This is a genomic window from Chelatococcus reniformis (genome assembly GCF_014640075.1).
Taxonomy (GTDB): domain Bacteria; phylum Pseudomonadota; class Alphaproteobacteria; order Rhizobiales; family Beijerinckiaceae; genus Camelimonas; species Camelimonas reniformis.
Map to the genome: position 1 here is coordinate 423,315 of NZ_BMGG01000005.1, position 24,016 is coordinate 447,330.

A 24,016-nucleotide genomic window follows, 5' to 3' on the forward strand; every position below is an offset into this window, starting at 1 on the left:
AACACAACTTGTACGTCAATTGGATGAGTGAAGCCCAGTTTCAATGTGAGTGGGAGACCTCGGGTTGCGGTCAGTTCAAGGAGGGAGGTCACGTGAAGGGATATTGTACAATGGACATGGTCTATGTGCCGCAATCGGGCGATTTGCGAAAGATCAAGGAGTACTGTGTGGCAAGTGTCATCGGGGGTACAGCAACGAAACCGCCCATCTCATCGGTGGCCTGCTCGTTTAACTGATAACCCAGTGCCCGACCCAAGGAGCCCGTAATGACATCGAAGATGTGTCTCCGGTCTGTTCTCTTTGCCTTGCCGCTTCTCATTCCGGGCCATGCTTTTGCAGAGAGCTACGGCTACATACCGAGTAGCTCGGTCTACCTCGGTTCCGGCTTCAGTCCGCTGGCTCCCCAAACTAACTACCCCGCCTGTCTCAAGGCAACTGGCGAGTGTCAGATGGGGGCGTCTGGGGCGCTGGCATGTATAAACGAAATCACCGACGCGAACGGCACTTCATTGGGAGTGTCCACGACTTTTAAAGTTAAGCAGATAGAGTCTAAATATGATTTTTTTAGAGAAGTCAATATCCAGGCATCGCTCAGCGGTTCTTATGGTCCTTTTTCCGGAAGTGCGAGTTTCTCGTCTTACTCATTGGACGATATTAAAGAAAACAGCCTGACTTGGGTCATACTGGCGAAATCCTCCTACGGGTCGTTTGCGCTTCGAAACCCGACTCTTCAGGTGGGTCTGAACAAGTTGAAGGTGCTGGATTTGGTGGGTAAATGCGGCTCAAACTATGTTTCGTCAGTTGATAGGGGCGTTATCGCGGCCGCGCTTTTCTCAGTCTACAACCTCGATGAGAGGCATCGCCGAGAGCTACAGGCGAAGATGAGCGTCGGCTTCTCGACCGCCGCTATCGAGGCCGATGGCAAAGGTAGCTTCTCCGACGTTATGAAGACTGCGCTTCAGTATGGTACTATGACTATCAATGTTTTCACGATTGGGGGTGAGGGAGCGCCCGGATTATCAGAGGCCATAAAGGCGAGCCCGACGGACTTGAAAAGTATTAAGGAAATTCTAGCTAACTATGTCAGTAAGCAAGACGCTGCCAAATCGGCGATCGTAAGTTTTCGAACGACGGGACTTGGCAAGTTGATCGACCGTCCCGACATAGATCCTGACCAATCGTACTTTGTTTATTTTCTTGAAGACAAGAACGAGTTACGTCTTAAATTTCTCGAAAGCGCCAAGCGCGCATCTTTTATTATTGAGCGGAAGGATGATTTCGACTCCGGTTTAGTTAATCTTGCGCAGGAGGTACTTGATAAAATTGAATGTGAAGTGAAATATATTGAAACAGCGATCCAGGCTTGCCGAATGTCTTTCGAGCAGACCAACGCCGTATTGCTCGACGGCGACCTTGAAGACGACATCGCGGCGGGCATCTCTCAGCGGTATGCGATGACTAAGGACTCTAAGTCAAGGCGCATGGAAGTTTGCTCGACAGCCGACGCAGCAACGAAAGAAGTGGGTGGGGCCATGTCGGCAGCTCCGATCAGCGCAGCGCCGCTCAAGACGTTTGGGTGGGCTCGATCTCAAATCAATGTGCCGGTACGCGGTGCTGCGTCGATCGATGAATGCAGCATTCGGACACAGAACGTTCAGAGAAGATTGACTGCGATGATCGAATCTGCGCTTGCGTCGAATGCGGCCCGCGGTCAGAAGCAACGACCCAAGGTCTGCATCTCTGGTTGTGAAGCAGAAGTCGATCTCGCGCTGCTGTCATCTGCGGCGAAGCTGCCTAAATTGCCGTTCGAGGTTTCCTACTGGTTTGAGCCCGCTACTGCCTCATTCCCAGGCGCTACAGCGGGCGGCCTCTACATCACGCTGAAATCGGCTAGAAACGTAAAGATGGTTCGCGCGTATGTCGATCAGGAGTTCGCCGCATTCGGTGCTAGAGTTCACGACGGCTCTTCTAATTTGGGATTGTATTTTAGCAGTGACGAACTGAAAGATGTTAGTTCGTCGCCCGTTCGACTCGAAGTCGAATCGACGGGCGGGCAGATATATACGGTAGACCTTCCGAAGCTCAAGCCAATTTAGTCGATTTTCATCACGCGGCGTCGTTGCATTACTGGGCGGCGGCCCCCCCAGCCTGGTTCGCTCTCGACGAGAGCCGGCCGCTCGCCTTCTCGCCGCACCGGCACCGATCGCGCTTGAGCTCCAGCGGCCGTTACCAGATGGGGCGCTCCAAATTGTCGGGCGGGGCGAGAAGGAAGACCCGCCGCAAGCTGCTGTGACCACGGGGATCGTTCAAGACCGTGGGGCTGGGCGAGAAGCAGGTTCCGACGGCGGCCGTGTTCGCCGCCGGTTAGCCGTCCTCCCTGACACCCCTAAACATCGGAGCCCGAGGTGCCATCGCGCGTCGTGCCGCGGTGCTCGATCTCGACGCGCAGCTCGAGCCGGGCCCAGATGACGCCTTTGTCCTTGAGCCCCGCAACTGCTGGCCGATCCGCTCTCATGTCGTCCAGCTGCCGCTTGAATTCGGCTGCGGCGAGGGGGGTCGAGCCCGGAGCTGGCGCTGCCGGCGGCCACCAGCGGGCTACCCTGCTCCTGGGCGAGCCGCAAGGGCTGCCCCAGGCGGCGCGTCCCGAGCGTCAGTTCGTAGCCGATGACGATGTATGTGCCGCTCTCGACGCATTTGGCCTTCACCCAGTTGCGCGACCTGCCGCCGTAGGGCGCGTCCCGCCGCTTGCTGACGATGCCTTCGAGCTTGGCTCGGCAGGCAGCACGCATGATCGCGGCGCCGTCGCCCTCGATCTCCTCGGAGAGCCGGATCCAGTCGTGCGTCGCCGGTAGGACGGTGACGAGCGCATCGCGGCGCCTGTCCAGCGTCCATTTTCGCAGGTCGTGCCCGTCGAGGAATACAAGGTCGAAGGCGACCAGGTGCGCGTCGATCGCTGCCTTGCCATGCGAGCCGCGGCCGAGCGCCTCCTGCAACAGGCCGAAGTGCGAAATGCCGCTCTCGTCGAAGATCACGGCCTCGCCATCGATGATGGCGTTGGCCACGGGGAGCTTGGCGGTGGCCGCAGCAATCGAGGGGAACCGATGCGTCCAGTCATGGCCGTTGCGGGTCCGGATGACGGCGCGGCCGTCCTCGACGTAGCAGCCGACTCGGTACCCGTCCCATTTGATTTCGTGCATCCAGCCAGCGGCGGATGGGGGGCGGGAGACGAGCGTCGCCAGGCATGGCGCGATCCAACCGGGGAGGGGCTCCTCGAACAGCTCTGGCTGCCGCTTGTCTCGCTTGTGGGGCGCCGTGGCGCGGCTGCGCGCCGTCTCCGCCGCCGGCGTGGCGCGCTGCTGAGGGCGAGGCTTGCGGGGAGGGGCGGCCATGGCTGGAGCATCGCATGCGGGCCTTAAGGAGTCCCGCTCAGCTCTCGAAATCGGAAAATCCCGCGGGAAGTCCCGCAGCGGAGGCCGCGGAACCTGCATGACACTGATTAGGAAGGTCTTTTCGGAATAGGGCGCGCTGCTCCCAAAGCAGATGCGCTACCGGGCTGCGCTATGCCCCGACATTTGAAGAGCGACGGTCGTAGGGCTTTCGCTCTTCCGATGCAACCCTGCTGCCCCGCACGGCCCCGGGGCGTACCGGCCCCAGGCGCGTCTCGATCGGGGGGCCTAGAGCATTTGCGCGTTTCTTCGAATCGCGCAAATGCTCTATCTATTTGTTTTCCCGCGTTTTCTTCACGCGAACCGGCGTCCACTTCGCTCGAAAACGCTCTAGCGAGCGGCGGCGCCGGCCGGCGCGACGCTGATGCGCATCTCGACGCTGCGGTCACGCTTGCCGTCGATCACGTCGTAGCCGACCGTGTCGGTGCGGCCGCCGGAACGGGCCTTGTAGAGGATGTCCTGGACCGGGATCTCCTTGCCGGCGCAGGCACCGGTCTTAGAGACCACGCGCGCCTTCAGAACCGTCAGCGTGCCGTAGCGCGGCTTGCGGGTGATCCTGATTTCCGGGGCGGGGCCCAGGGTACAGCCGGGCCCCACGTCAGCGTGCATGGCGATCCGTGTGAGCCGGCCGGCTTCGGCCTTGGCCGAAACAGCCTGCGGTGCCGCCGCAGCCGGTCCGGCGGCGCCGACGGCGATCATGGCTAGGGCGATCAACTGGCTACGCATGATGAACTCCTGTCGGTCGCGGCGCGAGCGCCGGATCCTGCTGCTCCCGGAGCGCTTTCCGATCGGCTGTGATCACCCGAACGGACGAGACACCCCTTTCACTCGTCCGGAGGGCCGCCGTTGCGGGCGGGCGAGCCGGCCCGATCGCGACACCTCTCCGAAACCTTCTGAGCTGGGCGCGATCGCGCGGCCAGAGCACGCCCCGACCAGATGGACTCAACTGGTCGGCGCGGGATGCGCCAAGCTCCTGAATCGCGAGCCGCTCCTCTCCGGTGAGATGATTTCGGCCCCGTCGGAACGCTCCAATAGCTCAGCCCAGTGAATTTGACCCTTTGACGCGCCCATCCATCGACTTGAAAGCCCAACCCCGTCGCCGCCGCCCAAACGATCACGATCTCCGGGCTGCGCCACTAGCGTTGCCCCTCTTGCGCCATCACGGTGCGGACGATGGCGGCGTACTGACTGCGAGCCTGCGCCTCCGTGATCTCGCCGCGGGCGATCTTCTCCGCCAGCCCGATGTTCTGGGAGACGAGAATGCGCGAGATGCGCTGTTCCTGGGGGCTTGCGTAGGGAATGATGTAGCGCTCGCGCACCGCCGCCTTGCACTTCGTCACCTCGAGGATCGAGGTGCTGCTGGCGTCGCAGCGGGCGAACTCGGCCTGTGCCGTCGCCGCGTCCTGCGCCTGCGCAGCCTTGATCTGCGCCGGCGTGAGTCCTGCAAGCTGGCGCCCCGAGGATGCGGATTGGCAGGCCGTCAAAAGGGTCAAGACGGCGCACGTGCTGAGCAACTTGAGCATATTCGGCCCCCACTTGTTCGCGGTTCGGTGTGTATCGCCGAAGCCCCGCCGGCGCCACCCCTCCGCTCACGTTCTATGCGGCTGGCGATGGATCGCGCCGGACGGCGTCGATGGTCGGGTCAGGATCCGCCTCTCCGGAAAGGCGCCGAGATAGCCGACGTCATAGATCGACCAGATAGCACAGGGTGTCTTCCAGGCCGCCCCGGAGCACCATGGCCACGACCGACGAGCGCCGCTCCTCGCGGCTGGAGCCCCCGGCCGAATGGCCTGCGAAACGATCGGGCGCCGGTTGAGCCAGATACCGGCGCCGCCGCCAAGAGGGCGATGGTTGTCGGCTCGAGCATCGATACGACGAGCGAGAATCAGGTGCGGCTGACCTCCACAGCAAACCAAGCGGAGAGGCTTCGCACAACTGGAGCCCGCTCCCCACCTGCGCCGGCGGCGGCACGGACGGTTTGCCGCCGTTGAGTTGGGGCGCTGGCCACGCTAAGACGCCCGGCAACCCGGCAGACCGTACGCCTGTGGTGCCGCGGCCGCGGCGAGGGTGCAGCATCGAACCCCTCGGATCGATCACATGCCCCCGGGCACGGAGGCCGGCGCCGATCATGGCGCCGGCGCGGCCGTGCAGGAGCGATTGACCGCATGATATCCGGCTCTTCTAACGCCATTGCGAAGGTTGCGATCGCGCCCGCCGCGCATCGCTCGTCGTGGGCGCAGGCGCTGCTCGCCGCGCTCAGCGCCTCGCACCTGCGCGCCACGGCGGCGCTCGTGCTGCTGTCGCTTGTCTGTTTCCTGCCCGGCTTCGTGTCGCTGCAGCCGATGGACCGCGACGAGCCTCGCTTCGCCCAGGCCACCAAGCAAATGCTGGAGACCGGCGACCTCGTCGCCATCCGGTTTCAGGACGAGGCGCGCAACAAGAAGCCTGTCGGCATCTACTGGCTCCAGGCGGCGTCCGTCACCGTCGCCGAGGCTCTCGGCCTTCCCGAGGCCCGTACCACCATTGCGGTCTATCGCCTGCCTTCGCTCATCGGCGCCGTCGCGGCGGTGCTGCTGACCTATTGGGCGCTGCTGGCGGCCGTGGGCCGCCGCGAGGCGCTGCTCGCGGCCGCGTTCATGGGCGCGACGGTGCTGCTGGGCGTCGAAGCGCGCTTCGCCAAGACCGATGCGGTGCTGACCGCGAGCTGCGTCGCCATGATGGGCGGCCTGCTGCGCGCCCATCTGCGTCGGACGCCCCTGTCACGCGGTGCGCTCGCCCTGTTCTGGGGCGGACTGGCGCTGTCGATCCTGGTGAAGGGGCCCGTCGGCCCGATGATCGTGGCGCTGCCGGCGCTGGCGCTGACGTTGCGGGAGCGCTCGGGACGCTGGCTGCTCGCCCTCAAGCCGCTGCTCGGCTTCGCCGTCGTGCTGCTGCTGGTGCTGCCGTGGTTCATCGCCATCGCCGTGGAGACCAGGGGCGCCTTCTTCGCCGAGGCGATCGGCAAGGACATGCTTGGCAAGGTGGGCTCGGGCCAGGAACGACACTGGGCGCCGCCGGGGACCTATCTGCTGGTCTTCTTCGGCACCGCCTGGCCGCTGGCGCCGTTCGTCGCCATCGCCAGCCAGACGTGGTGGCGCGAGCGTCGTGACGACGTGGTGGCCTTTGCGCTCGCCTGGGTCCTGCCGGCGTGGCTCGTGTTCGAGCTGGTGCCGACCAAGCTGCCGCACTATGTGCTGCCGCTCTTTCCGGCGTTGGCCTTGCTGGCGGTGCGCGGCATCGCCACGGGTGACGTCTCGCCCCGGCGCTGGGGGGCCTTGGCGGGCGCGGCGCTGCTGGTGCTCATTCCGTTGGCGGCGCTCGTCGCGCTGCCCATCGCCGGCGTTCACCTGGGCGGCGCGATCCCCTATGCGGCGTTGCCTGTCCTCGCCCTGTCGACCGCGCTGGCGGCAGCCGCCTGGCTGGCGTTCCGCGCCGACGGCCCATGGCGCGCGGCGTTGTTGTCGATCGCCGCTGCGGCGATCTTCGCTGTGGGGCTGTTTGGAACGGCGCAGCGGCTGCTGACCGCGCTCAAGCTGTCGCCGCGGCTGGCCGCCGCGGTACACGGGGTGCCATGCCCGGCGCCGCAGACGGTGACCGCCGGCTACCGCGAGCCCAGTCTGGTGTTCCTGGTCGGCACCGACCTCGCCATGGCGGACGGTGCGGGGGCGGCCGATTTCCTGGCCCATGAGGGGTGCAGGGTGGCACTCGTCACCGATCGGGAGGAGCCGGCCTTCACGGCGCGCTTGCGCGCGCTCGGCCTGTCGCCGGCGCTGGTAACGCGTGTCGTCGGCTTCAACATCAACGGCGGCAAGCGGCTTGACGTGGGCGTCTATCGCAGGCCTTAGAGCATCCGGCCAAAGCCGGGACGCGCCGGGGTTATTCGCGGCAGGGCCCGGTTGCCTGCGGACGCAGGGTGCGCCGTCTTCCAACAAGGTGATCCGTGGCGAGCCAGCCCGTCGATATCGTCCCGCGCCTCAGCGTCGTGGTTCCGGTCAAGAACGAAGCCGACAATGTCGCGCCCCTGCTGGCGGAGATCGAGGCCGCCTGTGCGGCGCACGGCCCCTTCGAGGTGATCTATGTCGATGACGGCTCGACCGACGCGACGGCGGCGGTGCTGGCCGAGCAGGCCGCGACGCGGCCGTGGTTGCGGCGGCTGAGCCACGACCGCTCCTGCGGACAGAGCGCCGCCATTCGCAGCGGCGCCCTTGCGGCACGGGCGGCGATCCTTGTCACCATCGACGGCGACGGGCAGAACGATCCCGCCTTCATCCCCGCTCTCGTCCGCGCGCTCGACGCCGGCGGTTCCGCCATCGCGCTGGCCGCGGGCCAGCGTGTCGGGCGCAAGGACACGGGCTTCAAGCGCCTGCAGTCGCGCATCGCCAATGCGGTCCGCAAGACCGTGCTGAAGGACGGCACACGCGACACCGGGTGCGGCCTCAAGGCCGTTCGCCGCGAGGTGTACCTGCGGCTGCCCTACTTCGATGCCTTGCATCGCTTCGTGCCGGCATTGGTGCGGCGCGAAGGGTATGATGTCGTCCTGGTCGACGTGGTCGACCGGCCGCGTCTCACCGGCCAGTCGAAGTACGGCTTCTTCGACCGGCTCTGGGTGGGCATCGTCGATCTGGCCGGGGTGTGGTGGCTCATCAACCGGCGGCGCATGCCGCCGCAAGTGCGGGAGCTCGGCTGATGTTGATCCAATTGTCCCACGATGTCGGCGGCTACCTCTACGATGTGTTCATCGCCCGCTTCGACATGTGGTTGCTGCTGGGCATCGTCGGCCAGTTCCTGTTCGGCATGCGCTTCCTCGTCCAGTGGATCGCCAGTGAGCGGGCGGGGCGCAGCGTCGTGCCGGTCGCGTTCTGGTTCTTCTCCATCGGCGGCGGTCTGATCACGCTGGTCTACGGCCTCTACAAGCGCGAGCCCGTGATCATCCTTGGCCAGGGCCTGAGCCTGTTCATCTATCTGCGCAATCTGGCGCTGATCCGCCGCAACCGGCGGCCGACCGCCGTCGAGGAGACGGGCTGACGCCAGGGCTCGGATGGGGAATTCGATCTGATCGTACGGCTGCGCTCCAGGAGCCGCGGTGGCTGGGTGCCGGCATGGACCCGGTCAGCGGCGTGGCAGACGCTCCTGTGCGCTGGCCGACGGCGGCTCGTCCGCGGGAACGGCCGTGTTGGCGGGGCCGTCCGGCTGGTCGAGAATGAGGATCGAAAGGATGCCGCCGGCGGGGGCGCTGAGCTGGCGCGCCTCGAGCTGGGTGGGTGACAGTTTTTTCACCTCTTCGGCGCAGAAGCTCACCAGCGCATCCGGGTTGCCCTTGTCGATCACCGCCGTGAACGCGCCGCTCGGCCCCCCCCAGCCACCGCCGGGCAGCAGGGTGTAATCGATGCGCTTTTCCATCAGCCAGGCGTCGGGTCCGAGCTTCTTCTTGAGCGCGGCGGCGGCCTTCACGAAGGCGTCGTCGACGCAGAAGCGCTGTTGGTAGCGCGCCAACTCCGCGGCCTTGGCCCCGTCCGCCAGAGGCGAGCCGGCGGAAATGCCCACCGAGGGCTTGTAGGCGTGCTCCACCACGGTCTCCCGGCCAGCCGGAAACAGCTGCTGCCAGAAGAAGGTCGTCTTGAGCAGCCAACGGGCCTTGGGCTCCAGCTGATCTGGACGGTTGTCGCCCGGGAAGGCCTCCTCGAGGTCGATTAGCCCGGCGACGCGCAATCCGTCGCGCGCCTCCGGGCCGAGCGCTTTGAGCGCCGTCCACGTCGCGTGCAGGGCGGGATTGAGGGGGATGCCGGCGTCCCTCAGCGTCGCCGTTCGTTCCAGGCCGAGGCCGAACGCCGTCTGCTCCAGCTGGGCGGTGACCGGACGCCCGTCGACCCGTGCCGAGAAGCCGATGAAATTGGCGTCGTCCTCGACGGGGATCACGGCGGAGGCGAACGTCTCGGCCCGCGCGTCCAGGTCGGGCAGGGGAAAGACGACGAGAGCCGTGATCGGCTTCTGCGACTTGTTCAGGACGACGTATCGTGCCCGCACGTCCGTCGGGCTGATGAACAGCGTCTCCTCGCGCAGGGCCACATCCGGCGGCGTGGTGAACACCAGTCCGCCGATGGCGAGTTCCGCAGTCGAGTCGGCGGCCCGCGCGGCCGGCACCGCGGCTAGCAAGCCCCCGGCGGCAGCGGCCGCCATCGCCGTCCGCCACCGCAGCGGGCTCCGGCGCGCGGCCATCGTCATTCCCCTCCAGCGACGCGGCGCATCTTGGCGAATCCTTGCTCGAGGTCTGCCTTGAGGTCGTCGATGCCCTCCAGGCCTACCTGGAAACGCAGGGTCGGCCCCGGCGGGTTCCATGCGGTCGCGCTGCGATAGGGAGCGCAGTCGAACGGAATGACGAGGCTCTCGTAGCCGCCCCAGGAATAACCGAGGCCGAACAGGGCAAGGGAATCGAGCAGGGCAGCGACCGCCGCCTGCGTCACCGGCTTCAAGACGACCGAGAACAGGCCCGAGGAGCCACGGAAGTCGCGGATCCACAGATGATGTCCAGGGCAGGACTCCAGCGCCGGATGAAGCACCTGGTGTACCTCGGGGCGCTGCTCCAGCCAGCTGGCGAGGGCAAGTCCCTGCCGCTCCGCCTCCTTCAGGCGCAATTCCATGGTACGAAGGCCGCGTAGCGCCAGATAGACGTCCTCGGCGCCAGGGCACATGGCGAAGAGGTCCGCGGTCTGGCGCAACGCCGGGAGCGCCCTTTCGGTGGCCGACACCAGGCCGAGCAGCAGGTCGGAATGACCGCCCAAATACTTGGTGCCCGCCTCGATGGCGAGGTCGACGCCGCGCTCGTGAGGCGGGAAGAAGATCGGTGTCGCCCAGGTATTGTCCATCAGGACGAGGGCGCCCGCAGCATGGGCGACTTCGGCAATGGCCGGGATGTCCTGCATTTCGAAGCTCTGCGAGCCGGGCGCTTCGGTGAGCACCGCAGTCGTGTTCGGGCGCATCAGGCGCCCGATGTCGGAACCGATCTGAGGGTCGTAATAGGTGGTCTCGACGCCGAGCTTGGCCAGCATGCCGTTGCAGAAGTTGCGCGTCGGGCGATAGGCGCTATCGGTGACCAGGATGTGGTCGCCCGCCTTGACGCACGACAGCAAGGCGAGGGTGATGGCGGCGAGCCCGGACGGCGCCAGCACCGTTCCGGCGGCGCCGGCAAGCTCGCTCCAGGCCAGCTCCAGCGCCTCGGTCGTCGGCGTGCCCTTGGTGCCATAGGTGAAGCGGGCGTTGCGGTCTTGCAGCGTCGCGACGTCCGGGGCGAGCACCGTCGAGCCACGGTATATCGGCGTGTTGACGAAGCCGAACTGCTCCTCCGGCGTCCGGCCGCCAAGAACCAGCTTGGTGCGGGTGGAGAGAATCGATCGATCATCGGCCGAGAGCTTGCGCATGGAGTCTATTTCCTTCCTGCGCGCAGCATTCCATCCGCGCGCGGCCGGCCGTCAAGCGCCGGTGTGCCGCTGGCCGGCTCCGGAGGCTTGACCGGCCGGCCTTATGCGGCTTGTGTTGGTGCGGCGCGAGAGGCGGCCCTTGCCACGGATGGGCCTGGCAGGGGGGCACTGCGACGGCGATCGCGGATTGTGGGGCGTGGGACGGGGCGCTCCGCTCCACGCCGTCACGTCCCGGACCGCCGGCGTGGCGCCGAGACCGAGGCAATCGGCAAGGGGATATCGATCATGAAACGGCTTCTGGCTTCGCTCGCGCTGACCACGACCCTGCTCGCCGCCGGCGCGGCGACAGCCGGCACGCTCGACCAGGTGAAGCAGCGCGGGCAGGTGGTCTGCGGCTCCAATCCGAGCCTCGCCGGTTTCGGCGTGCCAGATGACAAGGGGCAATGGGTCGGCTTCGACGTCGATTATTGCCGTGCCGTCGCGGCGGCGATCTTCAACGACCCGACCAAGGTGAAGTTCGTGCCGCTGTCGGCCAAGGACCGCTTCACGGCGCTGCAGACCGGCGAGATCGACCTCCTGGTGCGCAATTCTACGTGGACGATGTCGCGCGATACCGCGCTCGGCGTATCCTTCACCGCCACCAACTTCTACGACGGCCAGGCCTTCATGGTGCGCAAGAAGCTCGGCGTGTCGTCCGCGCTCGAGCTGAACGGCGCGACGGTCTGCGTGCAGCAGGGCACCACCACCGAACTCAACCTGGCCGACTTCTTCCGCAGCAACAAGATGAAGTACGAGATCGTCTCGTTCGCCACCAACGCGGAAACGGTGCGGGCCTACGATTCGGGCCGCTGCGATGCCTTCACCACCGACACCTCGGCCCTCTATGCCGAGCGCCTGCGGCTCACCAATCCGGACGAGCACGTGATCCTGCCCGAGATCATCTCCAAGGAGCCGTTCGCCCCGGTGGTGCGCAAGGGCGACGAGCAATGGTTCGATCTCGTCCGCTGGGTCGGCTTCGCGCTGGTCGGCGCGGAAGAGCTCGGCGTCGCCCAGACCAACGTCGATGAGATGACGAAGTCGGAAAGCCCCGAGATCCGCCGCCTGCTCGGTGTCGAGAGCAAGTTCGGCGAGGGTATCGGGCTCGGCAACGACTGGGTGGTCCGCATCATCAAGGCCGTGGGCAACTACGGCGAGATCTTCGACCGCAACCTCGGCGACGGCTCGCGCCTCAAGATCAAGCGCGGCATGAATGCGCTGTGGTCGAAGGGTGGTGTGCAGTACTCGCCTCCGATCCGCTGAGCCGCGGCGCGAGGCGCGTCTCCGTGTTCGGCGACGGCGCCGAACGGCCACCGAAGGGGTCGCTCACAGGCAACCCTGCGGTCCGTGCTGCGTTTTTCCAGATTCTCCTTGTCGTCGCCCTCGTCGCGCTGGGGTGGTGGGCGGCGGGCAACGTCGCAGCCAACCTGCGGGCCGCCAATATCGCGACGGGGTTCGGCTTTCTGTGGGACCCCGCCAACTTCGACATCACCCAAAGCCTGATCTCCTACAACGCCAGCATGAGCTACGGCCGGGCCCTCCTGGTGGGCCTGCTCAACACCCTGCTGGTCTCCGCCATCGGCATCGTGCTGGCGACCCTGCTCGGCTTCGTCGTCGGCATCGCGCGGCTGTCGAAGAACGTTCTGGTGGCGAAGCTGGCGCAGATCTATGTGGAGCTGCTGCGCAACGTGCCGCTGCTGCTGCAGCTGCTGTTCTGGTACAACGCCGTCCTCAAGCCGCTGCCCGGTCCGCGCCAGTCGCTGGAGCTCGGCGGTGGCGCGCTGCTCAACAATCGCGGCCTGTTCCTGCCGACGATCGATGCGCCCGCGGGCGGGCCGGCGGCGCTCGCCGGCCTCGGCGTCGCCGCGCTCGCCTGCGCCGCACTGGTGCTATGGAATCGCCGCCGCGTCGAGGCGACCGGGCGGTCGGTGCCCGTCCTGCCCATCGCCATTGCGCTGCTCGTCGCCCTGCCGGCCGTGTCGCTTGCGCTCTTCGGCGGTGCGATCTCGCTCAACTATCCCGAGCTCAGGGGCTTCAACGTCGCGGGCGGCGTCACCCTGCTGCCCGAGTTCGTGGCGCTGCTCCTCGGTCTTGTGCTCTATACCGCCGCCTTCATCGCCGAGATCGTCCGCGCCGGCATCGTTTCCGTGTCGAAGGGGCAGACAGAGGCAGCGGAGGCGCTCGGCCTGCGTCGCGGGCTCGTCACGCGGCTGGTGATCGTGCCGCAGGCGCTCCGCCTGATCATCCCGCCGCTCACCGGCCAGTATCTCAATCTGACCAAGAACTCCTCGCTCGCGGTCGCCATCGGTTATCCCGAGCTGGTCCAGGTGGGCGCCGGCCCCGTGCTGCAGAACACCGGCCAGGCGCTCGAGGTGATCTCGCTCATCATGCTGGTGTATCTCATCATCAGCTTGGTCACGTCGCTCGTCATGAACCTCTACAACCGGCGCATCGCGCTGGTGGAGCGCTGATGCCAATGAGCCACGTTGCCGATACCCGCGCGGGCGAAGCTGCGGCGGAGCTGAAGCCGCCGGCTCTCGAGCGCTCGCGCGTCGCGGCCCAGCTCGCCTCCCTGGTGTCGTCGCCCACCAACATCGTGCTGACCCTCCTCGCGCTGGCGATCGCCTACGCGGCGCTGGTGCCGGCGGTGAGGTTCCTTGTCGTCGATGCAGTCTGGACCGGCGTCGATCGCGAGGCTTGCCTGGCATCGACGGCGGGACGTCCGGTGGGCGCCTGCTGGCCCTTTGTTTTCAACCGCATCGGGTTCTTCGTCTACGGTCAATACCCGATCGCCGAACGCTGGCGTGTCAACGTCACGGCGCTCATCGCAATGGTGCTGATCGCCTGGGCGCTGGCGCCGTCGCTGCCCCGGCGCGGCATCGCCGTCTTCCTGTTCTTCGTGCCGTTTCCGATCGTGGCTTTCCTGCTGCTGACCGGCTCGACGGCGCTCGGCCTGGAGCCGGTACCGACGAACCTGTGGGGCGGCGTCCTCGTCACGGTGACCATCTCCCTGCTCGGCATGGTGGTATCGCTGCCGCTCGGCACGGTGCTGGCGCTCGGGCGCCGCTCGTCGATGCCGATCGTGCGTCTCGTCTGCGTGGTCTTGATCGAGGTGATCCGCGGCGTGCCGCTGATCGCCCTGCTGTTCATGGCCAACCGCATGCTGCCGCTGTTCCTGTCGCCGGGCATGCAGCCGGATTCGCTGCTGCGGGTGATCGTCGGTGTCTGCCTGTTCGCGTCCGCGTCCATGGCCGAGGTGATCCGCGGCGGGCTGCAGGCGCTGCCCAAGGGCCAGTACGAGGCGGCCCAGTCCCTGGGGCTGGGCTACTGGCCGATGATGCTGCTTATCATCCTGCCCCAGGCCCTGAAGCTGGTGATCCCGGGCATCGTCAACACCTTCATCAGCCTGTTCAAGGATACGACGCTCGTCACCATCGTCGGCATCTTCGACTTCCTCACCGCCGTGGAGGTGAGCGCCAACGTCCCGCAATGGTCTTCGCCGGTGACCTCGGTGACCGGCTATGCCTTCGCGGCCATGTTCTACTTCGCCTGTTGCTATGCCATGTCCCGCTACTCGCTGGCCATGGAGCGGCGGCTGGCCACGGAGAGCCGCTGATGACCGACACCGCCAATCGAGGCGCGGCAGCGCCCGGCGCCGACGAGGCCGTGGTGATGAGCGGCGTGCACAAATGGTTCGGCGCGTTCCACGTGCTGCGCGACATCAACCTCACCGTGAAGCGCGGCGAGCGCATCGTCGTCTGCGGCCCCTCCGGATCGGGCAAGTCGACGCTGATCCGCTGCATCAACCGGCTGGAGGAGCATCAGCGGGGGCGCATCGTCGTCGATGGCATCGAGCTCACCCAGGACGTCAAGCGCATCGAGCAGATCCGTCGCGAGGTCGGCATGGTGTTCCAGCAGTTCAACCTGTTCCCGCACCTGACGGTGCTGGAGAACTGCACGCTGGCGCCGATCTGGGTCCGTAAGATGCCGCGTCGCCAAGCCGAGGAGCTGGCGCTGCGCCTGCTCGAGCGGGTGCGCATCCCCGAGCAGGCGCAGAAGTATCCAGGCCAGCTTTCCGGTGGTCAGCAGCAGCGCGTGGCCATCGCCCGCTCGCTTTGCATGAACCCCAAGATCATGCTGTTCGACGAGCCGACGTCGGCGCTCGACCCGGAGATGGTCAAGGAGGTGCTGGACACCATGGTGAGCCTGGCCAAGGAGGGCATGACCATGCTCTGCGTGACGCACGAGATGGGTTTTGCCCGCCAGATCGCCGACCGCGTCATCTTCATGGACAGCGGGCAGATCGTCGAGGAGAACGCCCCCGAGGCGTTCTTCACCAATCCGCAGCAAGAGCGGACGAAGCTGTTCCTGGGCCAGATCCTGGCCTGAGCCGGCAGGCGGGCGGCCCGGGCGGTCGCGCAGATCGGGCCCGGGCGCCTCAGCCCTTCGGGCGCGCCGGCCCTGTCGCGATCGGCGCGTCCGGCGTGCTCGCCCATTCGGTCCACGAGCCGTCGTACAGCGGCAGCCCCTGCCGACCGAGCTCGTGCAGCCCGAGGGTGAGGATGGCCGCCGACACGCCGGAGCCGCAGGTGGTCAGGATCGGCCCGGCGAGGTCGACCCCGGCCTCGCGGAAGATGGCCGCGATCTCCTCGCGCGAGCGCAGGCGACCGTTGTCGATCAGCGTGCTCGACGGCACGTTGAGGGCGCCCGGCATATGGCCCGACACAAGGCCCGTGCGCGGCTCGGGTGCCGCACCGGCGAAGCGGTCGGCGGCGCGGGCATCGACGACTTGCACCGCCCCCGTCTCCAGGGCACGCCTGACGTCGCCCATCTTTGCTACGGCGCCATGATCGAAGCGGGCCGTAAAGGTGCGCGGCGCCCGGTACACCGGGCCGTCCTCGACCGGCCGGCCCTCGGCCGTCCATTGCGGCAGCCCGCCGTCCAAGATTGCCACGTCCCCGGCTCCCATGGCGCGCAGCATCCACCATACCCGCGGGGCCGCGAACAGGCCCATTCCATCGTAGACGACGATGCGCTTGCCGTCGCCAATGCCAAGCTGGCTCACCGCCGCCGCGAAGGCCTCCGGCCGTGGCATCATGTGGGGGAGGGGCGAGGTCGGGTCCTTGATGCGCTCGATGTCGAAGCGCACCGCGCCGGGGATGTGGGCAGCCAGGTATTCGGCCTCCGGATCGCGGTTCTGCGCCGGCAGGTACCAGGAGCCGTCCACCACGACGAGATCTGGAGCGGCCAGGTGCTCGGAGAGCCAATCGGTCGAGACGAGGGCGGAATGGGGCATGGACGCATGAACTCGAAGGACGGGGCTGGTGCGAGCCGGCGGCCAGCACTGACGGAACGGATTCGTAGGGCGCTATCCTTCCCGTCGCATCCGCCGTCCGCAACTCCAAATCTGCGGGCAGCATCCGGCCGGGGCCGGCCGCTCACCCCGCCGCGATGAAGGCAGGCGCAGCGAGGCGTTCCGCGTGGGCCCTCAGGTCCTGCGGCCAGCCGGCCATCAACGCAGTGAATCGCGGGCCGTCGCCGGCATACAAGGCACGCGACGCCTCTTCGTAGCCGGGTTGGTTGCCCAGCGTGGCGCTCATGAAGCGGTCCGCAGCTTGCTGTGCCCGCCGTGCCCGCCCTGCTTCGCCGTCCGCCGCGCGCGCACTGTCGACCAGCTTGCGCAGGGTGACGGAGATCCCGCCCGGCTGGGCCGCCAGCCACTCCCAGTGCCGCGGCAGCAGCGTAACCTCGCGGGCCGTCACGCCCAGCCTCGGGCGGCCGGGCGGGCGAGGGGGCGCGGCCGGCGCGAGCCGGGCGCGAACATCGTCGTCGCTGCCCCGCAGGTCAAAGTCGACCGGACCACCCGTCGTGTCGTCGAAGATGGCGATGGGCCGATGAGCATCCTGCTCGAGCGCATGCTTGACCGCGAGGGCCACGTCGACGGGCGCGCCCGTCGCCAACCAGCGCTCGCCGGCAAATGCCGTCACCGTCGCTTCGTCGTCCATGCCAACCTCCCGCGCCGCAGTGCTACGGGGGTGTTTTATCCGGGTATAATAAGATCGTCAATTAATTCCGGGTAAAACTATCGTCAAGAGGCCAGCCGGTTCGGAGCCGAGGCCGCGAGCGGGGTGAAGCGGGCGACGGTGGCATCGTACTCCGCCACGATATCCTCGATGATCGCAGCGATGCTCTTTACATCGCCGATGCGGCCGCCGACCTGGCCGGACAGGGCGATGCCCCCCTCCATGTTGCCGCCGAAGTAGAGATCCTGGGCATGGCTCAGCTCGTCGGCCAGATCGAACTCGCCCTTGGCGGCGAGCGCCTGGGTCCGCTGCGTCTTCATGGTGCGCACCGCCTGGCGGGCGTTGGGCTTGAGAACCACCGTGCCGGTGTCGTCCGACCCGACGATGGCCTGCTTCCAGTTGTCGTGCACGGGTGCTTCCAGCGAGCAGACGAAGCGCGTGCCCATCTGGATGCCGTCGGCGCCGAGCGCGAGGGCGGCGGCCATGCCGCGGCCGTCGCAGATGCCACCGGCCGCGACGATCGGCCGATCGGTGTGGTCGCGGATCAACGGGACCAAGACCATGGTCGAGACGAGATCCGGGTTCTTGAAGCCGCCGCCTTCGCCGCCCTCGACCACCAGTCCATCGACCCCCGCGTCGAGTGCCTTCTGCGCCGCCTTGAGGTTCGGCACCACGTGGAAGACGGTGATGCCGGCCTCCTTGAGCACGGGCGTCAATTTGGCGGGATCGCCGGCCGACGTGGTGACGAACTTGACGCCATATTCGCGGATGACGCGCACAGCATCGGGATCGCGCAGGAAGGCCAAGGCCACGTTGACCCCGAACGGCCTGTCGGTGAGCGTTCGCATCTTGATCAACTCGGCCTCGACCTGGGCGGCAGTGCCCAGGCCGACGCCAACCAGGCCGAAGCCGCCGGCGTTGGACACCCGCGAGGCGAAATCGGCGGTGGCGATGAGCCCCATGGGCGCCTGCACGATCGGGTAGCGGCTGCCGAGAAGCGCTGTCAGTGGCGTGGCTTGCATCGTGGTCCTCGTTCGTTCCGCACGGCCGAACGCCGCCATGCTTCTCCCCTGGTTTATCATAACATAAGATACGTTATGTAAAAGAGGCAGTCGCCGCTGTTGGCGCACACGAGGCATGCGGCCACGGCGTGGCCATGGCGAGATGCCGCCGGTGGCCCGCCGCGTTCACTTTCTCACCGCCAGCCCTTGCGGTTATGGTTGGAGCCAGGAGGGGCCGGATCGGCGCCGCCGCGCGGAGCTCGGGTACAACGCTCGTTACAGCAAGCCGCCAGCCAGCTCCAACGTCGGCTTGCCGCCGTGCTGATCCCCGACGTGGCCGGCGACCGCCGCGGCGCACAAGCTCGGACCACCCGAGACATCAACGCCGGGACGGCCGCCTGTCACGATCTGCGGTCGTGCGTCGCCAGGCTGTCGTCCGGCGCGTCCGCGCGCCGCGTGAGGCCATAGTCCCGCATCACCGTGGCCACCCGCAGACGGTAGTCCGCGAAGACGCCGCCGCGCCCCTTCGCCTGCGCCGCGCGGTGCGCCGAGCGGTTGCGCCAGGCGGCGACCGCGGCTTCGTCGCGCCAGAACGACAACGACAGGAGCTTGCCCGGCATGGCCAGGCTTTCGAACCGCTCGACCGAGATGAAGCCGTCGATGGCCTCGAGCTCGGGCCGCAGGGCGGCGGCCATGTCGAGGTAGCGTTCCCGCTCGCCCTCGCGCGGCACGACCTCGAAGATCACCGCGATCATGGCCGTGTCACCGGCGCGTGCGGCGCCGAAGCGAGGTGCAGAAAGATGCGGTCCTGGCGGCGAATGAAGCTCTCGCGCTTGGCGAAGGCATAGGTCTCGCGGCCCCGGCGATCGTCGCGCAGAGGCGCCCGATAGGCTTCGTAAGCTGCGAGGCTCTCGATGTTGTAGACGCCGTAGGCCGTCGTCGCCGCGCCTTCGTGGGGAGCGAAGTATCCGATGAGGTCGGCGCCGCAGCGCGGAAGCGCCTGGCCCCAGGGGCGCGCGTCGTGCTCGAAGGCGTCGACGCGGAACGGATCGATCTCATGGCGGATGAAGCAGGTGATCATGCGAGGTCTCCAACGGGCTGTGAGCTCGCCCAACATAGCCGATTGAGCTGCTACAACAGTTCGATTAAGATCGAAGTGTGGAAGTGGAGGCCGTGGTGAAGGACGGACCGTCGATCGCCACGGTCGCCGCGTTGATCGGCGATCCGGCCCGGGCGAACATGCTCGCAGCATTGATGGACGGCCGGGCGCTCACCGCCTCCGAGCTGGCCGAGGCTGCCGGCGTGACCATCCAGACCGCCAGTGGTCACCTTGCCAAGCTCGACGCGGCGCGCCTGCTGACGGCGGAGAGACAGGGCCGAAATCGCTATTTCCGGTTGTCGGGGACCGATGTCGCCTTCGTCCTCGAAGGCTTGATGGGCCTGGCGCAGCGCACCGGCGCCGTACAGGTGCGAACCGGCCCGCGGGATCCGGCCTTGCGGATGGCCCGGGTCTGCTACGACCATCTGGCCGGAGAGCTCGGGGTGACGCTCCTGGACCGCCTCCTGCTCCGCGGCCTGCTGACGGATACGCCGGAGCCGGACGTCACCGCGGACGGGGCGGCATTTTTCATCGGGCTCGGCGTCCACATCGACAGCCAGCGCAAGCGGCGCCGGCCGCTCTGCCGCCGATGCCTGGACTGGAGCGAACGGCGCAGTCACCTCGGGGGCCTCGTCGGCGCCCGGCTGCTCACGCGGATGATGGAGCAAGGTTGGCTGCGGCGCGGCGAGGGCCGGGTCATTCTGGTCACGCCCGACGGGCGTCGCGCGCTCGCCGATCGGTTCGGCCTCGTGGCGGACTGACCGCCTGGGCGTTCACGCGCCGATGCTCAGCTTGGCGAGCGTTTCGCGCAGCGTCGCGACCGTGCCCGGTCCGTTGCTCGCCTCGAACTGCCGTTGCGCCTCCCGCCACAGCGGCGCTGCCGCCAGCAGCCGGGCGGCGCCCTCCGGCGTCAGCGCGATCACGCGGCTGCGGCCGTCCGTGGCGGAGGGCCCGATGGCGATGAGGCCATCGCGCTCCAGCGGCCGCAGATTCTTGCCGGCGGTCGTCCGGTCGAGCCCAATATGCCGCGCCAACTCGTTGACGGACACCTCCTCCAGCTGCTGCAGCAGGGCGAGCATGGAGAACTGGGTCGAGCGCAGGCCCACCGGGGCGAGCTTGCCGTCATAGAACTGGGACATGCGTCGCGCCGCGCGCCGGAGCGCGCCGCAGTGGCATTTGCCGATGGCCAGGGGCTGTTCGGTCGCGATCGACATCTGGGGTCATCCCTCGCGTGTGGCGCCACCGGGGGCTTGCGCAACTTACGAGCATATGCTCTTTATTAAAGTAAGAGCATATTCTCTTATATCGAGGCGTGCAAGCCGAGACGCCGGGGCTCACGGGCACCGGAGCCAACGCCTCGGCGCCGAGGAGACCGACGTGAGCCCCAGTCCGGATGCCGGCGCGACGCTGGCCCTAGCTCCCGCGGAGACCGCGGTGGCCGTCGAGCGTTCGTCCCGCGCCGCCGCGAGCGTCCCGCCGGCGTTGCCCGAGGCCGATCCCAAGGCCGCCGCGCGCCAGGCCATGCTGGCAGGGCCCATTCTGCCCACCATGCTGAAGCTCGCGCTGCCGACCGTCGTCGTCCTCGTGGCGCAGACCTTCGTCGGGGTGGCGGAGACCTTCTATGTCGGCTTCCTCGGCACCGACGCGCTGGTGGGCGTCGCGCTGGTCTTTCCCATCGCCATGCTCATGGCGATGATGTCGAACGGCGGCATCGGCGGCGGCGTCGCCGCCGCAGTGGCACGCGCCGTCGGCGCCGGCCGGCAGCACGATGCCGACGCGCTGGTGTGGCACACGCTGGTGCTGGCGGTGGTCCTCGGCCTCGCCTTCACCGCCGCCATCCTGCTCGCCGGACCGGCGCTCTACCGGGCGCTCGGTGGCCACGGGGCGGCGCTCGACGCTGCGCTGCTCTACTCGGCTTTTGTCTTCGCCGGCGCCGTGCCGGCCTGGATCGTCAATCTGCTCTGCGCAGCGCTGCGTGGGGCCGGCAACGTACGCGTGCCGGCCCTGGTGGTGCTGCTCGGCGCGCTGGCGCTGGTCCCGCTGTCGCCGGCGCTGATCTTCGGGCTCGGGCCGCTGCCAGGCCTTGGGGTCGCAGGGGCCGGCCTGGCGGTGACGGCCTACTATACGGTCGCGGCCGTCGTATTGCTCGGCTACATGCGGGGCGGCCGTTCGGGTCTGACGCTCCGCCGGAGCCGGCTCGAAGCGCGGTTGTTCGGCGATATCCTCGGTGTCGGCGTGATCTCGGCGCTGAGCGCGGTGCAGATCAACCTGACCGTCATTCTCGTTACCGGCGCCGTCGGCCGCTTCGGCATCGAGGCGCTCGCCGGATACGGCCTCGCGTCGCGCCTCGACTACCTGCTGATCCCGCTGCTGTTCGGGCTCGGCACGGCGGTGCTGACCATGGTCGGCACCAATATCGGTGCCGGCAATGTGGTGCGCGCCAGCCGCATCGCCTGGCTTGGCACGTTGGTGGCCGTGGGCTTCACCGAAGCGGTCGGCCTTGCGGTGGCGGTGTTTCCGAACGTCTGGCTCGGCCTGTTCAGCACCGATCCCGCCGTGCTGGAGCCGGGCGCGCTCTATCTGCGCCTGGTCGGCCCGTTCTACGGCGCCATCGGCGCGACTTTCCTGCTCAGCTTTGCCTCGCAGGGGGGCGGGCGCCCGCTCTGGCCCTTTCTCGGCGGCACGGTGCGCCTCGTCATCGCCGCCGGCGTCGGCTGGTACGCCGTCGCCCACCACGGCGCGGGGCTGGCGACGCTGTTCCTCATCATCGCCGCCGCGGCGGTCGGCGCTGCGGCCATCTGCGTGGCGGCAGCCCTGGCCGGCGCCACGTGGCGGCAAGCGGCGGCGCACTGAGAGCCCACGCCCTCAGCGACGTGTTCCGCCGTGTCAGCCGCTACGGCGCGAGGGCCGCGGCCGCGGGCGCTGCCGTCATCTCGTCAGCGGCACGCGTCAGCAGCCGCGCGAAACGCGCCGCCCAGAGGCGCTGGCCGTCGCCGTCGGCGATCAGATCCTGGCGGATCTCGATGGCGATGTGGGGCAGGCCGCGGCGCTCGCCATGGACGGGTACCGTGTAGTCGGTGGTGTCGCTGACGCTGTAGGGCTCGTTGTCGCCGACGACCAGCCCCGTCTCTCGTTCGAGCAACGCCAGCAGCGGACCTGCAAGCCGCCGGTCGCGGTTGTAGAGCAGGCCGACGTGCCAAGGCCTGGGCGTTCCCTTGAACACCGGCGTGAAACTGTGCATGGCGATCAGCGTGGTCGGGCGATCGGCCCGCTGCCGCGCGTCGAGCTCGGCCGCGATGCGGTTGTGGTAGGGGTGAAAGATCTCGCACACCCGGGCGGCTCGCGCGCGCTCATCGATGCTGGCATTGCCGGGGATGGGCGTGGATTCGCTGATCGCCGGCATCGACGTCAGGGCCTCCGGCGGGCGGTTGCAGTCGACGATGAGGCGCGAGTAGTTCTGCTGGATCAGCGTCGCGTCGAGCGCGTCCGCCATGAGGTGGCACACGCCGGCGATGCCGATGTCCCAGCCGATATGGCGCTCCCACTCGTGCTCCGGCACGCCGAGGCGGCCGAGCGCCCGGGGAAACCGATTGCCGGCGTGATCGGCGACGAGCAGCAGGGGGGACCGGCCGTCCGGGTTGCGCACCGTCACCGGTGCCGGCTCGTCCGCCGCCAGGAGTCGTTCGATCAAATTGCGAAATCCGTGGCGGTGTTGCGGGGGCAAAGGGCGGTCGCCCTGCGCGGCGTCAATTCGTTATCGCCCGAGGCACCGCCCGAGGCGAGGGGCGTCGCGCAGCTCGCACCGAGCCGGAGAATCAGACACCGATCGTTGGACAAGATCATGTTCAGACAAAGACTTAGAGCAGGATGATGATTCAAGGTCGAATGATCCTGCCTTAATGTCCGGGCGGCGCGCGGACGATGCATTCCCCCAGGCGCCGGCGGAGCGCGTCCGCGTCGAGATCGCGGCCGATCAGAACCAGCCGGCTCGTTGGGGCTCCGCTCGGCTCGCATACATCCAAGGTGAATCGGGCGCCGACGAGATGAAACAGATAATGCCGATCCGTCCCAGTGAAGTGCAGGAATCCCTTGGCCCTGAAGAGGCCGGGCGGGCGGCCGGACGACAGGAAATCCTGGAAGCGCTCCAGTGACAACGGCTCCACACTTTCGAACGAGACGGAGCTGAAGGGATCCGCGTGATGGGCGTGGTGGGGGTGGTCGGCGTCCAGGCCATGGACCTCGTCGTCTCGCGGCTCCCGAGGCTGCTCGCCCTGCAACACGGCATCGAGGCGAAGACCGGCCTTCAGATCCAGGATCAGCGGTAGCGGCACCCCGCCGTGGCAGGCCCGTATCTGGCGGGCCTCCGGGTTGAGCTCGGCGATCTGGTCGGCCACCGCATCGGCCTGGCCGGGAGAGGCCAGATCGCATTTGTTGATGAGGACCACATCGGCATAGCGCAACTGGTTGAGGGCGGCCTCGTGGTCATAGCGTGCGAGGCTGAACTGATCGGCGTCGGCCAGCGCGACGATGGTATCGAGGCGCAGGAGCGCGCGAAACTCCGAGCGCAGGACCGTGAGCGCGACGGGCAGTGGATCACTGACACCGGATGTCTCGATAATCAGGTGATCGAGGACATCGGCGCGTTCGAGGATCCCGACGAGCGTATCGACCAGATCGTCGTTGACCGAGCAGCAGATGCAGCCGTTGGCCAGCTCGACGACGCCCCCGTCTGCGGCGACGATGAGATCACCGTCGATGCCGATATCGCCCACCTCGTTCACCAGCACGGCGGCCCGCACGCCCTGCCGATTGGTCAGGATGTGGTTGATCAGCGTGGTCTTGCCGCTGCCCAGGAAGCCGGTGACGATGGTCACCGGCAACCGTTCGCCGTCCGCCCTCGCCTTCGGCGCGAACGTGCGCGAGGCTGGGATGGGTTCGTCGTCGGCGCGCATCGGCA

23 protein-coding genes are annotated in these 24,016 nt (G+C 67.4%); 10 read left to right on the top strand and 13 right to left on the bottom strand.

Going from position 1 to position 24,016, the window contains the following annotated elements; translation table 11 throughout:
* The first annotated feature begins 266 nt into the window (after window positions 1-266).
* Window positions 267-2,096 (top strand): hypothetical protein, encoded by a 1,830-nt coding sequence (locus tag IEW34_RS15875; RefSeq protein WP_188610171.1) that lies wholly within the window; start codon window positions 267-269, stop codon window positions 2,094-2,096.
* A gap of 210 nt (window positions 2,097-2,306) precedes the next feature.
* Here IEW34_RS15875 and IEW34_RS15880 read toward each other — a convergent pair whose 3' ends face one another.
* From IEW34_RS15880 to IEW34_RS15890, 3 genes are all read right to left on the bottom strand, one after another.
* Window positions 2,307-3,389 carry an ATP-dependent DNA ligase gene (locus IEW34_RS15880; protein WP_188610172.1) on the bottom strand — a complete coding sequence of 361 codons (1,083 nt, stop codon included), beginning with the start codon at window positions 3,387-3,389 and terminating at the stop codon, window positions 2,307-2,309.
* A 387-nt stretch (window positions 3,390-3,776) separates the two neighbouring features.
* Window positions 3,777-4,172, bottom strand: a complete 396-nt coding sequence (locus tag IEW34_RS15885; RefSeq protein WP_188610173.1) for a hypothetical protein — start codon at window positions 4,170-4,172, stop codon at window positions 3,777-3,779.
* A 410-nt stretch (window positions 4,173-4,582) separates the two neighbouring features.
* Window positions 4,583-4,939, bottom strand: coding sequence for a hypothetical protein (locus tag IEW34_RS15890; protein WP_188610174.1), 357 nt, complete (start codon window positions 4,937-4,939; stop codon window positions 4,583-4,585).
* A 672-nt stretch (window positions 4,940-5,611) separates the two neighbouring features.
* On the opposite strand from IEW34_RS15890, the gene IEW34_RS15895 reads away from it, so the two are divergent.
* The 3 genes from IEW34_RS15895 (at window position 5,612) to IEW34_RS15905 (ending at window position 8,510) form a co-directional block, all read left to right on the top strand.
* Complete coding sequence (locus IEW34_RS15895) at window positions 5,612-7,330, top strand: ArnT family glycosyltransferase (protein WP_188610175.1); 1,719 nt, start codon at window positions 5,612-5,614, stop codon at window positions 7,328-7,330.
* Window positions 7,331-7,425: 95 nt separating this feature from the next.
* Window positions 7,426-8,172 carry a glycosyltransferase family 2 protein gene (locus IEW34_RS15900; protein WP_188610176.1) on the top strand — a complete coding sequence of 249 codons (747 nt, stop codon included), beginning with the start codon at window positions 7,426-7,428 and terminating at the stop codon, window positions 8,170-8,172.
* Window positions 8,172-8,510 (top strand): lipid-A-disaccharide synthase N-terminal domain-containing protein, encoded by a 339-nt coding sequence (locus tag IEW34_RS15905; RefSeq protein WP_188610177.1) that lies wholly within the window; start codon window positions 8,172-8,174, stop codon window positions 8,508-8,510. The genes IEW34_RS15900 and IEW34_RS15905 overlap by 1 nt, the downstream gene beginning before the upstream one ends.
* 84 nt (window positions 8,511-8,594) lie before the next feature.
* Here the strand turns inward: IEW34_RS15905 and IEW34_RS15910 are convergent, their stop codons facing one another.
* Window positions 8,595-9,707, bottom strand: a complete 1,113-nt coding sequence (locus IEW34_RS15910; protein ID WP_210324512.1) for a DUF4424 family protein — start codon at window positions 9,705-9,707, stop codon at window positions 8,595-8,597.
* Window positions 9,704-10,900 (bottom strand): cystathionine beta-lyase, encoded by a 1,197-nt coding sequence (gene metC, locus IEW34_RS15915; protein WP_188610179.1) that lies wholly within the window; start codon window positions 10,898-10,900, stop codon window positions 9,704-9,706. The genes IEW34_RS15910 and metC overlap by 4 nt, the downstream gene beginning before the upstream one ends.
* A 285-nt stretch (window positions 10,901-11,185) precedes the next feature.
* On the opposite strand from metC, the gene IEW34_RS15920 reads away from it, so the two are divergent.
* Genes IEW34_RS15920 through IEW34_RS15935 form a run of 4 tightly spaced genes read left to right on the top strand, consistent with a single transcriptional unit; the run spans window position 11,186 to window position 15,325 of the window.
* Window positions 11,186-12,199 carry an amino acid ABC transporter substrate-binding protein gene (locus tag IEW34_RS15920; protein WP_188610180.1) on the top strand — a complete coding sequence of 338 codons (1,014 nt, stop codon included), beginning with the start codon at window positions 11,186-11,188 and terminating at the stop codon, window positions 12,197-12,199.
* A gap of 23 nt (window positions 12,200-12,222) precedes the next feature.
* Window positions 12,223-13,407: an amino acid ABC transporter permease gene (locus IEW34_RS15925; RefSeq protein WP_188610181.1), complete on the top strand. Its 1,185-nt coding sequence runs from the start codon at window positions 12,223-12,225 to the stop codon at window positions 13,405-13,407.
* Entirely contained in the window at window positions 13,407-14,552 is a 1,146-nt protein-coding gene (locus IEW34_RS15930) for an amino acid ABC transporter permease (protein WP_188610182.1), read from the top strand. The genes IEW34_RS15925 and IEW34_RS15930 overlap by 1 nt, the downstream gene beginning before the upstream one ends.
* 56 nt (window positions 14,553-14,608) lie before the next feature.
* A complete protein-coding gene (locus tag IEW34_RS15935) occupies window positions 14,609-15,325 on the top strand; it encodes an amino acid ABC transporter ATP-binding protein (RefSeq protein ID WP_210324519.1) in 717 nt (238 codons plus the stop codon).
* 49 nt (window positions 15,326-15,374) lie between these two features.
* Here IEW34_RS15935 and sseA read toward each other — a convergent pair whose 3' ends face one another.
* From sseA to IEW34_RS15960, 5 genes are all read right to left on the bottom strand, one after another.
* Complete coding sequence (gene sseA, locus IEW34_RS15940; RefSeq protein ID WP_188610184.1) at window positions 15,375-16,232, bottom strand: 3-mercaptopyruvate sulfurtransferase; 858 nt, start codon at window positions 16,230-16,232, stop codon at window positions 15,375-15,377.
* A gap of 142 nt (window positions 16,233-16,374) precedes the next feature.
* On the bottom strand, window positions 16,375-16,941 hold the full coding sequence (locus IEW34_RS15945; protein WP_188610185.1) for a DUF2239 family protein: 567 nt from the start codon (window positions 16,939-16,941) through the stop codon (window positions 16,375-16,377).
* Between the two features lie 83 nt (window positions 16,942-17,024).
* Complete coding sequence (locus IEW34_RS15950) at window positions 17,025-17,981, bottom strand: NAD(P)H-dependent flavin oxidoreductase (protein ID WP_188610186.1); 957 nt, start codon at window positions 17,979-17,981, stop codon at window positions 17,025-17,027.
* Window positions 17,982-18,361: 380 nt separating this feature from the next.
* Entirely contained in the window at window positions 18,362-18,715 is a 354-nt protein-coding gene (locus tag IEW34_RS15955) for an antibiotic biosynthesis monooxygenase family protein (protein ID WP_188610187.1), read from the bottom strand.
* A complete protein-coding gene (locus IEW34_RS15960; RefSeq protein ID WP_188610188.1) occupies window positions 18,712-19,041 on the bottom strand; it encodes an NIPSNAP family protein in 330 nt (109 codons plus the stop codon). Before IEW34_RS15960 ends, IEW34_RS15955 begins: the two co-directional genes overlap by 4 nt.
* Window positions 19,042-19,136: 95 nt before the next feature.
* On the opposite strand from IEW34_RS15960, the gene IEW34_RS15965 reads away from it, so the two are divergent.
* Window positions 19,137-19,820: an ArsR/SmtB family transcription factor gene (locus tag IEW34_RS15965; protein ID WP_188610189.1), complete on the top strand. Its 684-nt coding sequence runs from the start codon at window positions 19,137-19,139 to the stop codon at window positions 19,818-19,820.
* Between the two features lie 12 nt (window positions 19,821-19,832).
* Here the strand turns inward: IEW34_RS15965 and IEW34_RS15970 are convergent, their stop codons facing one another.
* Window positions 19,833-20,273 (bottom strand): MarR family winged helix-turn-helix transcriptional regulator, encoded by a 441-nt coding sequence (locus tag IEW34_RS15970; protein WP_188610190.1) that lies wholly within the window; start codon window positions 20,271-20,273, stop codon window positions 19,833-19,835.
* Between the two features lie 163 nt (window positions 20,274-20,436).
* On the opposite strand from IEW34_RS15970, the gene IEW34_RS15975 reads away from it, so the two are divergent.
* Complete coding sequence (locus IEW34_RS15975; protein WP_244642010.1) at window positions 20,437-21,912, top strand: MATE family efflux transporter; 1,476 nt, start codon at window positions 20,437-20,439, stop codon at window positions 21,910-21,912.
* 40 nt (window positions 21,913-21,952) lie between these two features.
* On the opposite strand, the gene IEW34_RS15980 is transcribed toward IEW34_RS15975, so the two are convergent.
* Together IEW34_RS15980 and IEW34_RS15985 are read right to left on the bottom strand one after the other, a co-directional pair.
* Window positions 21,953-22,750, bottom strand: a complete 798-nt coding sequence (locus IEW34_RS15980; RefSeq protein WP_308424379.1) for an N-formylglutamate amidohydrolase — start codon at window positions 22,748-22,750, stop codon at window positions 21,953-21,955.
* Between the two features lie 205 nt (window positions 22,751-22,955).
* Complete coding sequence (locus tag IEW34_RS15985; protein ID WP_188610191.1) at window positions 22,956-24,011, bottom strand: CobW family GTP-binding protein; 1,056 nt, start codon at window positions 24,009-24,011, stop codon at window positions 22,956-22,958.
* Window positions 24,012-24,016 lie beyond the last annotated feature (5 nt).

Excerpts from the sequence above, each read along its gene's own strand:
- IEW34_RS15875 (WP_188610171.1), top strand. The coding sequence starts at position 267 with ATGACATCGAAGATGTGTCTCCGGTCTGTTCTCTTTGCCTTGCCGCTT.
- IEW34_RS15880 (WP_188610172.1), bottom strand. The coding sequence starts at position 3,389 with ATGGCCGCCCCTCCCCGCAAGCCTCGCCCTCAGCAGCGCGCCACGCCG.
- IEW34_RS15885 (WP_188610173.1), bottom strand. The coding sequence starts at position 4,172 with ATGCGTAGCCAGTTGATCGCCCTAGCCATGATCGCCGTCGGCGCCGCC.
- IEW34_RS15895 (WP_188610175.1), top strand. The coding sequence starts at position 5,612 with ATGATATCCGGCTCTTCTAACGCCATTGCGAAGGTTGCGATCGCGCCC.
- IEW34_RS15905 (WP_188610177.1), top strand. The coding sequence starts at position 8,172 with ATGTTGATCCAATTGTCCCACGATGTCGGCGGCTACCTCTACGATGTG.
- IEW34_RS15910 (WP_210324512.1), bottom strand. The coding sequence starts at position 9,707 with ATGACGATGGCCGCGCGCCGGAGCCCGCTGCGGTGGCGGACGGCGATG.
- metC (WP_188610179.1), bottom strand. The coding sequence starts at position 10,900 with ATGCGCAAGCTCTCGGCCGATGATCGATCGATTCTCTCCACCCGCACC.
- IEW34_RS15920 (WP_188610180.1), top strand. The coding sequence starts at position 11,186 with ATGAAACGGCTTCTGGCTTCGCTCGCGCTGACCACGACCCTGCTCGCC.
- IEW34_RS15930 (WP_188610182.1), top strand. The coding sequence starts at position 13,407 with ATGCCAATGAGCCACGTTGCCGATACCCGCGCGGGCGAAGCTGCGGCG.
- IEW34_RS15935 (WP_210324519.1), top strand. The coding sequence starts at position 14,609 with ATGAGCGGCGTGCACAAATGGTTCGGCGCGTTCCACGTGCTGCGCGAC.
- sseA (WP_188610184.1), bottom strand. The coding sequence starts at position 16,232 with ATGCCCCATTCCGCCCTCGTCTCGACCGATTGGCTCTCCGAGCACCTG.
- IEW34_RS15945 (WP_188610185.1), bottom strand. The coding sequence starts at position 16,941 with ATGGACGACGAAGCGACGGTGACGGCATTTGCCGGCGAGCGCTGGTTG.
- IEW34_RS15950 (WP_188610186.1), bottom strand. The coding sequence starts at position 17,981 with ATGCAAGCCACGCCACTGACAGCGCTTCTCGGCAGCCGCTACCCGATC.
- IEW34_RS15955 (WP_188610187.1), bottom strand. The coding sequence starts at position 18,715 with ATGATCGCGGTGATCTTCGAGGTCGTGCCGCGCGAGGGCGAGCGGGAA.
- IEW34_RS15960 (WP_188610188.1), bottom strand. The coding sequence starts at position 19,041 with ATGATCACCTGCTTCATCCGCCATGAGATCGATCCGTTCCGCGTCGAC.
- IEW34_RS15970 (WP_188610190.1), bottom strand. The coding sequence starts at position 20,273 with ATGTCGATCGCGACCGAACAGCCCCTGGCCATCGGCAAATGCCACTGC.
- IEW34_RS15985 (WP_188610191.1), bottom strand. The coding sequence starts at position 24,011 with ATGCGCGCCGACGACGAACCCATCCCAGCCTCGCGCACGTTCGCGCCG.